We start from the raw sequence: 13,053 nt of genomic DNA on the forward strand, positions 1-13,053 counted from the left end.
TTAATTAAAAATACAACCTAGCCTTGTGAACTTTAAAAATTAATCCACAAAGAGATGAATGAAAAAATAATTTAAATCCGTGAAAAACAAGCTCTCAAAAACGAGCTTTAGAAAGCATCAATATGGTACCTTAATGAAAATTATTTATTGCCTCACGCTTTTGTTTGTCACACTCTTTAATGGAGTCACGTCCCTCACGCAAAACAGAAAACCATTGCTTTGCATATTCATGTACTTGTTTTAAAGAGATATCTCTCAATGCTCCCAAGCCCACTTCACGACAACGCCCATAAATGGTATAATGATAAAATCATTGAGCCGCCCCATCTTTATGCTTATGAAGCAGCACGCCGACACCATCACATACTTTACCAGCTCGTGGATTTTACGACAACCATTAACCTTTGAAACAGTGCATTATAGGCACCTTTAGTCTTTTCTTGTACAATTTATATCCACATGTTAATTTCGCTTGTAACGTGCAAACGAATGATTTTGATTGATTCAACATAGAGAAATTTGAAATGAGAAAATCATATGATATTCAAGACTCTCATTCAACATGCAAAATAAATTAAATTATCTATATAAATAAATACATTACCTAAAAATACAATGTAACGCATGGCATACCCTCTGCACTCTTAAAAAGCCCATAAAAGTGAGTCACTCTATTGCACCATCAACAGCAAAAATTTTATGAAAATTCACTTTAGCGTAGAAAAACGCTCTCATGCGTAAAACAAACTATATCTTTTTTTGTTCACATCAATAAGACGAGAAGCTTTTAAGAATAACACAAGTTGTTATAAAGAAAAAAGGCAGCACAATGTGCTGCCTTTTCCAAAAAGTACATCCTGTACCTTATATTAAAATTGATAACGCACTCCTCCGGAAAAACTTGCTCCCGAAAAACCAGCCTTATTAAGCTTATGTTGATAGAGAATATCAGCATGCAGAGAGAACTGTGGCAACAATTTGGCATTAAAACCTAATCCAGCCTCTAGAGAAGAACCAAAAGCTCCTAACTTGAAAGCATCATTGAAATGCACAGACTGTTTTTCTCCAAAACCATGGGCAAGATAAAGCTTACCGTAGAAAGCAACAGCATCCACTCCTTCAGAGCCTGTAGCAACCTTGGTTAAGCGTCCACCAACACGTGCCACCCACTGATCAAGTTTACCCATTTCAATATCAAAATTGTCAATATCACGGACCTTATTAAACTGAAGATGTTGATAAACAACCTGAACCTGTGGATCAAAGACAAAATCCTTATATCCTGTAGCAATTGTCTGACCACCCGATAAGGAAACACTCAAAGGATTACCCTTCAATGTTGCTGTCTTCCCCCGTGCAAGGGTAAGAACATCACCTTTGAACAGACCATAGGATAAAAGACCATCGACATAGAAGCCAGCATCATGCTGCATGCTCCCATAGACTGTAGCCGTCCATTTATCAAATGCACTCTTCTGACTTTGGTCAACATCCAAAGGTTGCAGAGAAAGTTTTCCATAAATCCCCATAACACCAAAGGACATAGCAGTATCAGCATTTTCAATAGTTTGCAGCAAAACACCTGCCTCTACACCATTGTAACTAAGATCACCTGCATAACCATATTCAAGTGCAGAAAGATCTGAAGTATAACGGTAACTTCCACCATAACCGCGCAAGTATAAAGCAGGATTCTCACGAACATCGACCATTCCATTAGAAGTTGTCCGTAATGTCTCCAACTGCTTGTTTTGATTACTGATATCCATCAAACCAGCGTGGAATACGCTATTAGGCAAGACAAGATAAGTAGGCACTTGTGGAACAACAGACCTGACAAATTGTTCAGGAAGTCCAGCAGATCCCACAGACTTCACATACTGATTTTCTAAACGGAAGTTCCAAAACTTGCCACCATCCTTAACAAATTTCTGCTGAACATGCTCCTGTTTCGAAGTCGCTTCTGGAGCATAAGCACGGAGAGTGTATTTGTAAGGTGAATTGATGAGTGCAACATAATCGCCATCAAGTTGGAAAGAATCTTTCTTTGCTTGACCATAGACCTGAATAATTGAAACACTGTGGGCAATCTTAGCATTCTCCTGACCATTTCCTACATTGCCTGCATCACCTCGTACATGTATTTTTGTTTTTCCAGAAACATCGCCATGAATAACAATTCTATCCGTTACTTGTTGATCGCTTGGATCATGAGGATTTAAACGGGCATTGAGATGAATTAAAGCATCCCCCTGCGCCTCATAAACTCTGCCTGTTCCATTTCCAATATGGAGAGTCTGATATTGTCCTTGAGTTTTCGAAGCTCTAAAATCAATAACACTATTTACAAGACTCACAGCAGAAACACATGAATCTACGCATCCTGAATCTAGAACACCCAAATTCCTCTGTGAACTTCTTTTTAGAATCCACTCTGAACTATTGACCAAGTCCAATTTTGCATAAGAACTTTTATCAACGCGAACATCACCTGTAACAATAGAATTATTAACCGAAACCAATATATTAGAATCATTCTCGGCTTTCAATAAGAAGTCACCCGCAAGAGTTGTTTTATTTTCTAATGAAACACGACCACCAGAATGATTACCATAGATCGCTATACCATTTGCAACTTCAAACTTAGTTTTTTTCAATGAAATCGCCCCTGTTACGCCTATAGGTGTTTTCTCCTGTGTGGATACAGCGCTCCGTTTAACAATTGCCTTCTCAGTTGCTAAATCTTTACCTCGAGTTTGTTTACTTCCTTCTTTCTGTGTTACTCCATCAAAGTATATACCATAAGTCCCATCACCTTCCACTTTAACAGTAGAGGACTCGATATTTGCGTGATTCATAGCAGAACGAACGTCAGAGGCTCTCTTTTTCCTAGTAGAATCCGCCTCATTCCCACTACCATTCACAACCCACAAAGCATGAGCATCAGTCACAACGCTTCCATTCTTAAAATCAACAGAACCATTATCAGCTAACAGAAAAGCTGCACGCTCTAAATTCCCTGAGGAATCTGACTTATCCTGCGCTTTTTTCGCAGTAATGCTCACTTTGTCCAACTTAATGCTGCCCTTAGATTCTGATCTCACTGCCACTCCTCTTTCGATAGCAATACTTCCAGAATCCATGGTTATCTCACCAGCCTTACTTGCCAGACCAGCGGCAGCAAAATCCCCCATCACGTTAATTTTCGTACCCTTTAAATTAACAGATGATCCAGAACCTGCCAAAGCACCTACATAACGAGCATTAACCGTTCCATCATTCATCTTAACCTTTCCACCACTTTTAGCTTCAAGCCCAATTACAGAAGATTGAATTGTTGAGTTTTTATCCAAAACAACCTCTGCTTTTTCTTCTGCAAGCACAGCACTCACAAGCTCAGATTGTGCCAAATCAATACCATTATTCAAATTAGAAAAATCCGGACCACTAATGGTAACAGCCTCTAACTTAATAATCGTATTTTCATTTTTTGCATGCATAGAATGCTGAGTTTTACCACTTGCCTTCAGTGTAAGATCTTTCATTGTATATAATTTGCCATCACTGCACGAATAAGCAACTTGTGATTTCTCCCCACCACCATTCTGTGTAGTATCACCACACTGAAAAGAAACACCTTCCTGAACCACACTATAAACAAGCGTAGAAGGAGCTTTCAGAGATCTCCCTAAAGAATCTATAGACTGGATAGAGGAAACAGCCTCAGGGCTTTTCGTAGAAGAAGAAGGTGTATTTACAGATTCAGTAGATGGAGATTTCTCAGATATCGTTAAAATACGTCCTCGTCCTAAAGTTTTTGCCCCACCTTGCTTAGGCGAAGGCTCCTTTTGCTTAGACGAAGTAGAAGAAGCCTTAGATACTTCCACTCTCTTAGAAGCAGTATCAACTGTAATACCTGTAGCAGAAGCAGAACTTTCTACACTCTGCTCTTCTCCATTTGAGCTAACAGGCTTCTCAGTAGGAACATCTAACGTAGAAGATGAAGTGCGTTCCATTGTAAATAGAGAATCTAAATCAGAACTACCTGTATCAGATCTTGCAAGCGTAGAATTCTCCGACGTAGGAGATACAACAGATGCAGGATTAGAAGGCGTAACAGCCTGAGTAAGTTCATCTTCTTCTACTATACCATACTCAGCATTTTCATTTGAAGCTTGAAGAAGAACAATACTTAAATCTCCACCCTCTCTGTCTGTTGTCTGCAACTCATAGTCTTTGTCTTCAAATTCAAAACCTTCATAATCCTCAATACCATCAAGATAACTATAATCGTAGCCCACCATTTCCCCATTTTCATTTAAAATCACTGTAGCAGGAATAGAAAATACATCCCTTCCAGAAGCCTTCAAAAGCTTATCAACAAACTCAGGATCACCTGGTATCGGATAATTTATATCATAACTCATATATTTTGCCAAAGCTCTGTCGAATGCAGAAGGATAGACATTATCATCTTCACCGCCTTGCTTGCCGTTATTCTGTATTTTACCTTCTAAACGGAAATCCCAAATCTGTTCATTCTTTGCCAACCGTGCATCAAAATATTCCATCCCTGGAGCAATAACTGGACCATAAGCACGAAGAACGTACTGATAAGGCGAACCATCTATCGTAACATAACCATCTGCTAACGTAAAAGAATCTGTGTTGGCGTTTCCATAAACTTGGATAATTGAAATACTAGACTTAATACTCCTCTGCACCCCATTTGGATCCGGTACTTTTTTCTGAGGTTCTTGTTCGCCTGAAACATCATATATATGCTTGTCATTCACATACACTTTAGTTTTTCCGTCAACATTACCATGAATCAAAAGCCTATCAGACGTTTGAACATTAAGAGGCGATGCACTTACATTTAAGTAAAGTTTAGAATCTCCAGAGGCTTTATAAACCGTCCCATTTCCATTTCCAATACGAAGGGTTTTATAACTAGCGTTTACGCCATAATCTTTGTTTAAAGGTACAAATCCAATAGAGCTATTTGTAAGAGTAATCGATGAAATACAAGAATCTACACAATTAGCATTAGCTTCTGGTGATTTCCAACCTGAATATGTATTTCGGTCCAAATACCATCCTGCCCCCCCGCTTAGATAAAAATTGGCCTTAGAACTCTCATCAATGTCAGCCGATCCAAAAATTTTAGAATTATGAGCAAAAACTGATAGTGTAGAACCAAAACTAGCTTTCAATAATGCACGACCACTAATCTTAGAATTATTATCTAAAACAACAATCCCTTCCGATTCTTCACCATAAATGCCTAAACCACTTGATGTGGTGATTGAAGATTGGTTCAAATAAACTAAGTGCCTTACACTTCGTGCTTCCGGTAAAACTTCTACAATTTCATTGTTCCTCTCTTCTTGCTTTTCAATTTCTTCTTCACTTTCTTTTCCTCTGTCAAAGTATATACCATAAGACTCCCATTCTCTTAGTTCAACCGTTGCTTCACTCATATAAGCATCAAGTCTCCACGCACCCATCTTCGCCTTCTGATCTCCTAAAATCGAAGTGAGAGTAGCATTAACGTTGCCAAAAAACTGATTATCTGCTGGTGGAAATACATGCTGTAGTTTGGATAAATCATCAGGCGCCGCAGAAAAATTACTACGTGGATTATCACTAAAGGACTGATCACGAATCCACATAAAAGCCGTATTATTACCCGAAAATTTTGATTTATTAAAGGCCATGAACCCATCCTGCAACAGAAAACCAACACTGTCAGGGCCTTCATATTCATCTATATTTTCTTTCACTTTAGAGGAGTCTGAATCTGAAAAAACCTGAACTTGAGAGTCTGTTACAACAATAGCCCCCTTATTCTCTGCCATGAACCCTATCCCGCCCTCTTTCAAAGACATCTGCCCTTTACTTATGCTTACTCCAGAGTCAACACTTCTCACAACACTCTCTGTAACATCAAAAAGAGTATCCTTTAATGTAACAAACGATTGAGAAAAAGACATAACACCATGACGAACACGGGTCACACTCCCATCCTCCATGGAAATCTTCCCACCATTCTTACTTTCAAGTCCAACAACAAAATTCCTAATTCCTGAATTGGTTAAATTAGCTTTCGATAACATGCCTACTACGACAGCACTCCCACCATCTAATTCAGAATTTATTCCAGAATTATTACTTAAGTCCGTATCTTGCGCCATAACATAATTCATAATACTGTCAAAAGGTGCATCATTACGAATCCCTACCTGTTTCAGATTAACTACTGTCCCTGCCACCTCCATCTCAACAGGAAACATCATTCGCGAATTCTTATCAAAAACAGTTACTTTCGGAAGCACCTCCACGGCATTATCATTAACTTTTGTTACCTGAATAGCACTATATTTTATGTCATGTTTTTTCCCATCCGCACAGAGAATCGGCGAATTTTCTAGATTATAACTCTTAGCATTACACGTATAAACCTGAACAGCGGCCGCATCTCCCTTCTTCGCCGCAGCAGGAGCAGGATTGCTTGCTACAGAAATATCTACACCTTGTAAAAAGAAGAAAGCACTTGTTGTCAGTGCATACAGACTTGTACGCTTTTTAAATACATTGATCATATGTCAAACTTTCTAAATAATGTTGCAAAAACACTAAAATTAAGTGAAAATGAGGTAAGTGAACAGTTTGTAACATATGTTAGTCAACTTTACAACATAGTGTTATTTATTGGTGCATCATTTTGTGCATAAAAATGCCTAAGTTCAGGTTTTTATAATGTGCAAACCCTTGTAATATCAGATAAAAGGATAAAATCATGATGATAAAACATATGAAATGGGTGACTTCTGTTTTACTGGTTGCTATTAGCTTTGCAACGGTTTTATGGACACAGACGGGTATTGCAAATACGAATACTCAAACAAATGTAACGATTAATCATGTTTCAGGCACAACTTCTGTTCCCGCTTCTCCACAAAAGGTTGTTGTATTTGATCTTGCCTCGCTAGATAATATGAATCGTCTTGGTATCAAAGCGGTTATCGGCGTTCCTGAAGGAAAAAAACCTTCCTATCTACAACAATTTAATGATGAAAAATATGAAAGAATCGGTACCGTTTTTGAACCAGATTATGAAAAAATTGCCACTCTTCAACCCAATTTGATTATTATTTCCTCCAGAACCCAAGCAAAATATAAAGACTTATCCAAAATAGCTCCAACAATTGATCTAACAGTAGAAAATGAAAATTCTCTTGAAGATATTAAACGAAATGTGTCTATCCTTGGAAAAATTTTTGGCAAAACACAAGAAGCAGAAAAGGAAATTGCAAAACTCAATGAAGCTTTTGCTGAAGTCCATAAAAATACCCAAGGAAAAGGCACCGGGCTCATACTCATGACCTCTGGTGGAAAAATCAGTGCTTTCGGACCAAAATCACGTTTCGATATTTTTCACTCCGCTTTTGGAATTGCCCCTGCAACCGATAAACTTACCGTGCAAAAACATGGACAACTCATTTCTCCTGAATTCATTCTTGAAACCAATCCTGATTGGTTGTTAGTGATTGATCGCGATGCAGCCATTGGGCGGGAAGGACAATCCGCAGCACAATTGCTCAACAATGAGCTTGTTCACCGCACAACAGCAAGCAAACAAAACCAAATTATTTATTTGGACTCTTGGAGCTGGTATCGTGCAAATGGTGGTTTAACGGCACTCATTGAAACCGCACAGCAGATCAATGAAGCCTTTACAAAGAGCAAATAAGCGCACGAAAGAGCTTGCTTGCTATATAAATAAAATTTAAAAGCAGAGGTTGTTTATAAAATAACCTTTGTTTTTTTATTAAATTTTGTTAGAAAATGATTTAGCGTGAAGAATTACTGGATAACCATAACACTTCTAATTTTCCTGTCTATCCTCAGCATTTTTGTTGGTTATTCTGATGTCTCACCTTCTAACCTTTTCGCAGCCGATCCCCATGCGTGGCTTATTTTTTGGCAAACGCGTCTTCCTCGTACCATTGCAATCATTTTAGTAGGCGCAGCACTTGCACTTTCAGGTATGATTATGCAACTATTAACACGCAATCGCTTTGTCGAGCCATCAACCGTCGGAACCGTTGAATCTGCTTCCCTTGGCATTCTTTTTATTATGATTTTTTTGCCCGATGTTCCTGTTTTAGGAAAAATGGTCGTTGCGACAATCTTTGCCATGGCAGGCACTTTACTTTTTATGTTTTTATTGCAACGCATTCCTCTAAAATCTGCTCTCATTGTCCCCCTTACAGGGATTATGCTAAGTTATATTATTGGCTCTTTAACCAATGCCATTGCAGATTATGAAATGTTACTTCCTTCTCTTCAAGCTTACTTATTTGGCAGTTTTGCGATGGTTCTTGAAGGAAAATATGAGCTTTTATGGTTATCCCTTCCCCTTTGTATTCTGGCCTATTGTACGGCTGATCGCTTTACGGTTGCAAGTTTGGGAGAAGATTTAACCAATAACCTTGGATTGAATTATCGTGTTGTCATGTTTTTTGGCCTTTTTATTGTCGCCTCAATTACCGCTGTTGTCGTCTGTACCATTGGCCGTATTCCTTTTGTTGGGTTGATTATTCCAAATATTGTTTCAAGTTTCATGGGAGATAATATGCGCTATACCGCTCCTTGGGTAGCAATCAGCGGCGCAGGATTGGTCTTGATTTGTGATCTTTTAGGACGAATCATTCAACCTTCTTTTGAAATTCCCATCAGTACCATGATGGGCGTGATCGGTAGTTTTATTTTTATAATACTCCTTTTACGCTGGAGAAAGCATCTTGGATAGAAAAAAAACAACAATATGTGTATTAACGACGCTTATCATCATGGCATGTACTGTCATTAGTCTTTACATGGCGTGGAATATCAATGTTTATACATGGACATTTCGCCTTACAAAACTTATCTCTCTGCTCCTTATTGCCTATGCAATAAGCGTTTCTACGGTTTTGTTTCAAACAATTGTTAACAATCGTCTTCTTACCCCTTCACTTATGGGATTTGATCAGCTTTATATTTTAATAAAGACTATCCTGCTGTATTTTGTAGGCTCTCTTTCTTTGCCCTTTTTGAATGAAGAAGGGCAGCTCATTCTCGAAGCCCTCATTCTCATTATCTTTTCAACAAGTCTTTTTCGCTGGCTCTTTTCAGGAAGCTTAAAAGGGCTTCACTTGACGCTTTTAATTGGTGTTGTTTTAGGCGGCTTTTTTTTCAGTTTACGCATGTTTATGCAATTGCAATTAAATCCAGACCAAATGATGAATTTAACGGACATCATGTTTGCAAATTTTAATAAATTCAATACGTCATTAATAAGCTTTGCCACAATCATTGTCTTCATTGTAAGTTTGATTGGATGGCGTTCACGTCATCTTCTTGATATTTTGGCTTTGGGACGTGAAAATGCTCTCAATCTTGGCGTTAATTACCACAAAAGTGCGACAGCTGTCCTTATTTTTGTTTCCATTCTTGTATCCATTTCCACCGCATTGGTAGGCCCCGTCACTTTTTTTGGACTGTTAGTTGCCAATCTTTCCTATGAACTTTCTCCTCAAACAAAACACAGTGTTGTTGTCCCTATTGCAATATTATTAGCGATTATTTGTTTGGTGGGGGGACAATTTATTTTAGAGCAAATTTTTCATATGGCAGGGCGTTTAAGTTTTATCATTGAGTTTTGTGGAGGTATTGTCTTCTTAATGTTATTGATGAAGGGAAAATTAAAATGATTGAGATCAATCATCTTTCCAAGGCGTACGGAGCACGATTGATTATCGATAATTTATGCCTTCATCTTCCAAAAGGGGGGATTATTTCTCTCATTGGGCCCAATGGTTCGGGAAAATCAACTCTTTTAATGCTGATAAGACGTCTTTTACCGCACCATCAAGGGACAATTAACATTGACGGCTTTGATATTGATAAAATTCCTCACGATATTTTGGCTCAAAAACTCTCAATTTTACGTCAAGATAATCCTTTATCCTTCCGTTTAACCGTGTATGATTTAGTAAGTTTTGGGCGCTATCCTTATTCAAAAGGCTGGTATACACATGAAGATAAACAATTTATCGACAGTGCACTACGATATCTGGACTTACAAGATTTACAAGACCGTTTTTTAGATGAACTTTCTGGCGGTCAGCGTCAACGCGCTTTTATAGCAATGGTTATCTGCCAAGACACTGATTATCTTCTCTTAGATGAGCCATTAAACAATCTGGATATGAAACATGCCGTTTCTATGATGAAGCAATTACGCCGCACAGCTGATGAACTGAAAAAAACCATTCTTATTGTTATGCACGATATTAATTTTGCCTCATCTTACTCAGATATGATTGTTGCACTGAAAAATGGGAAAGCAGCCTATTGTGGGACTCCAAAAGAAATCATGCAACCAAAAATTCTTAAAGACATTTATGATGTCGATATTCAAATCAAAACAATTAATGACATCCCTATCGCTCTTTATTATCGATAATCATAAAATTTTTTTCGCTTACATGCACCGTAGAATCTGCTAGGGATAGTAAAATTGGCTTATTGGGGAATAGTTTAATGGTATAACAGCTGACTTTGACTTCGTCAATCTTGGTTCGAATCCAAGTTCCCCAGCCCGTATTTAATGATTGTAGCTTGTCATCGGGTTTTGTATAATTTGAAAGTAGATTTTGCATCAATTTATTTTTTTCAAAGGATCTTCAAAAACTTTCAAGGGTTATTTAAAATCCCTTTAATGCATATTTTCTCTTCCTCTAAAAATTGCAATTTGAGATGATAAGCTCTTGAGCCGGTGCGGATTCTTTGAACCACATGTATAAGATGTGCCAACCCCTTTTATCTTAAATTGGCTAAAGATTTTTCGGATCTGAAGCACATAATTGAGAGAGAAGAAACTTTCCCTTTAATTGCACAAGCAAAGCAAACATCGTCTGGTAATCCTCTCGCAAATAAATCCTTTCCATAATAATACACGTATATCTGTCTCTGTTTATGGGAAAGCCTTATCTAATAGCTATAAACCTATCTAAAGAGAGAATTCAAAAAAGAAAGCCGAGCCAAATGACATGACGCGGCTTTCAGATATTGATTATAAGATTCAAATGAATCATCCACAATGGAGTAATGAATGCATATATACAAAACGTATCATATTGCAAGGGCTCTATTTAGAAATATGAAAACTTATCAAAAGAAAATGCATCTTAAATGAATGTCTTCTCAATAAGGCTTTCATAAGTATCTTTTCATTTTGCACTCAAATGTAACTTCTTTGCAAATTAACCAGCTCAAATTTGAGTTGGCAAAATCAATCAACTCAATTTTGGAAGCATTATCTTTGGAATAGCCATCTTTAAACATTATAGCTTTTGACACAAAATTGAGTAAAATCCCATGCCTTAGATGTTACAATGGTTTTGAATTTTTCTGCCTCATTTTTTTTTCAATAGGTGCCCCCAAATTTTGAGAGAGCTCATTTGGTTTTGTATTTTTAAACTGTAACTTTTAAAACGTTTTTTCTCGCTTGCTTGCGTTATATCATTGAAATGCTTTCGGTTTGATAAGACATAACATTGTGATGATAGTATCTATATAATGCCTGCCTATCATTTACTAAATTTTTAGCAAGCGTTTTTAAAAACGTATCATAAAATTTATGACACGTTATGAATAATAACCGCTTTTCATTTCATTTGAATGCACCCATGCGTTATAGTATTTGCATCATGATTTGCTTTTTATAATCTATACATCCATGGCAATCCTATATAAAAAATGATCAATTCAAACATGCATAAAAGTATGGATTCTTAAGTGGATTCATATAAAATAATTGCACTTAATATATTTATTTTATTAGTTTTTGTACAATGCCTTTTTAACTTCATAAAGATATCAATTTCCTTGTAAAGAATATTCCTCCCATTCCAATAAAAGGCTCAATATAAGTGCGATGAGGGATAGCTTTTATGATTTTACAAGTACTGATCACTGGCCATGCAATAACGCCGACTGATCTCCAAACCAATTAGACCACCTGTGGAAACAGGCAGGCTGTGGGGCTGAATATAAATGGAACAGCACCGAACGAATAAGCCACGCGCCGCAAGTAAGCCTCTTAGCGTGCATAGCTTATAGGTTTTGGAAACAGATAATTATTATAATTGAGGTACTATAATTTAGGCGATTAAAGATCGGATCTCAAACTTTTTAATCCAGTGGACAAACACGAATAATGTGTCCGTCCGGATCTTTGATTAGGAAGGTACGTCCAAATACATCAGTATACGGTTCCTTCAAAACATTTATCTCAACAGTGGTTTGCTCTTGCCATTCCGCATATAGCTTATCTACGTCCTCTCCTGTTGGCAACATAATGCCGATTTCTGAAAAACGAGGCACATTCTCCTCAGGCGTATCGCCCCCTGACCAGAGAGCAAAGAGTGCATCCCCCGAAGAAGCAAATGCAACATAGCGTGGCGAAGTAAACACAGGCTCTTTCTTGAAGATGAATTTATAAAAAGCTGTAGAATACTCTATGTTTGAGACATATACCAACTGTAGGTTTGGGGTAACAGGATAAGTGGAAATATTACTCATTAATTCTCCATGATTTAGTAGAAACTGCCCCTATATAGAGGATATTTCAATAAGAGTTTGTGATGCTTCCATTCGCGGTGTGCTCTATTTATATGTTTTTACTCACTTATTGCTATATGCTAAAATATCGAGGCCGCCACCACTGGGATTATAATGATATCCCTATCGCTCTTTATTATTGATAATCTAAAGATTTTTTGCACTTGCCTACACTATAGAATCTGCTAGAAATGGTAAAATTGGCTTATTGGGGAATAGTTTAATGGTAGAACAGCGGACTCTGACTCCGTCAATCTTGGTTCGAATCCAAGTTCCCCAGCCAGCAGGTTGTATGTAGCTAGCCAGCAGGTTTTGTATATTTTGCCACTAGGTTTTGTACCAATTCATTTTTTTTCAAAGAGTTTTAAAGGTGTTCTC

General features: G+C 37.5%; 6 protein-coding genes, 2 tRNA genes and 3 pseudogenes. 6 read left to right on the top strand and 5 right to left on the bottom strand.

What is annotated here, in order from left to right:
• Positions 1 to 133: 133 nt before the first annotated feature.
• Together ACFIM1_RS07565 and ACFIM1_RS07570 are read right to left on the bottom strand one after the other, a co-directional pair.
• Positions 134 to 349: pseudogene (locus tag ACFIM1_RS07565) on the bottom strand (integrase); the annotation flags it as partial.
• A 520-nt stretch (positions 350 to 869) separates the two neighbouring features.
• Positions 870 to 6,605, bottom strand: coding sequence for an autotransporter outer membrane beta-barrel domain-containing protein (locus ACFIM1_RS07570; protein WP_375609620.1), 5,736 nt, complete (start codon positions 6,603 to 6,605; stop codon positions 870 to 872).
• 200 nt (positions 6,606 to 6,805) lie between these two features.
• On the opposite strand from ACFIM1_RS07570, the gene ACFIM1_RS07575 reads away from it, so the two are divergent.
• From ACFIM1_RS07575 to ACFIM1_RS07595, 5 genes are all read left to right on the top strand, one after another.
• Entirely contained in the window at positions 6,806 to 7,756 is a 951-nt protein-coding gene (locus ACFIM1_RS07575) for a siderophore ABC transporter substrate-binding protein (protein ID WP_375609627.1), read from the top strand.
• A 105-nt stretch (positions 7,757 to 7,861) separates the two neighbouring features.
• Positions 7,862 to 8,818 carry an ABC transporter permease gene (locus ACFIM1_RS07580; protein WP_375607824.1) on the top strand — a complete coding sequence of 319 codons (957 nt, stop codon included), beginning with the start codon at positions 7,862 to 7,864 and terminating at the stop codon, positions 8,816 to 8,818.
• Positions 8,811 to 9,761 carry an iron chelate uptake ABC transporter family permease subunit gene (locus ACFIM1_RS07585; protein ID WP_375607825.1) on the top strand — a complete coding sequence of 317 codons (951 nt, stop codon included), beginning with the start codon at positions 8,811 to 8,813 and terminating at the stop codon, positions 9,759 to 9,761. The genes ACFIM1_RS07580 and ACFIM1_RS07585 overlap by 8 nt, the downstream gene beginning before the upstream one ends.
• On the top strand, positions 9,758 to 10,516 hold the full coding sequence (locus tag ACFIM1_RS07590) for an ABC transporter ATP-binding protein (RefSeq protein ID WP_375609619.1): 759 nt from the start codon (positions 9,758 to 9,760) through the stop codon (positions 10,514 to 10,516). The genes ACFIM1_RS07585 and ACFIM1_RS07590 overlap by 4 nt, the downstream gene beginning before the upstream one ends.
• Before the next feature lie 63 nt (positions 10,517 to 10,579).
• A tRNA-Gln gene (locus ACFIM1_RS07595) sits at positions 10,580 to 10,650 on the top strand.
• A 140-nt stretch (positions 10,651 to 10,790) separates the two neighbouring features.
• Here the strand turns inward: ACFIM1_RS07595 and ACFIM1_RS07600 are convergent.
• From ACFIM1_RS07600 to ACFIM1_RS07605, 3 genes and pseudogenes are all read right to left on the bottom strand, one after another.
• Positions 10,791 to 11,001, bottom strand: a pseudogene (locus ACFIM1_RS07600) (DNA adenine methylase); the annotation flags it as partial.
• A gap of 922 nt (positions 11,002 to 11,923) precedes the next feature.
• A pseudogene (locus tag ACFIM1_RS09540) lies at positions 11,924 to 12,013 on the bottom strand (DNA adenine methylase); the annotation flags it as partial.
• 233 nt (positions 12,014 to 12,246) lie between these two features.
• On the bottom strand, positions 12,247 to 12,636 hold the full coding sequence (locus ACFIM1_RS07605; protein WP_375607407.1) for a VOC family protein: 390 nt from the start codon (positions 12,634 to 12,636) through the stop codon (positions 12,247 to 12,249).
• Between the two features lie 248 nt (positions 12,637 to 12,884).
• Here ACFIM1_RS07605 and ACFIM1_RS07610 point away from each other — a divergent pair.
• Positions 12,885 to 12,958 (top strand) — tRNA-Gln (locus ACFIM1_RS07610).
• Positions 12,959 to 13,053 lie beyond the last annotated feature (95 nt).

This window comes from Bartonella sp. AC158YNML, assembly GCF_042196725.1.
Lineage (GTDB): Bacteria > Pseudomonadota > Alphaproteobacteria > Rhizobiales > Rhizobiaceae > Bartonella.

Coding starts and splice junctions, on each gene's coding strand:
- ACFIM1_RS07570 (WP_375609620.1), bottom strand. CDS start 6,605: ATGATCAATGTATTTAAAAAGCGTACAAGTCTGTATGCACTGACAACA.
- ACFIM1_RS07575 (WP_375609627.1), top strand. CDS start 6,806: ATGATAAAACATATGAAATGGGTGACTTCTGTTTTACTGGTTGCTATT.
- ACFIM1_RS07590 (WP_375609619.1), top strand. CDS start 9,758: ATGATTGAGATCAATCATCTTTCCAAGGCGTACGGAGCACGATTGATT.
- ACFIM1_RS07605 (WP_375607407.1), bottom strand. CDS start 12,636: ATGAGTAATATTTCCACTTATCCTGTTACCCCAAACCTACAGTTGGTA.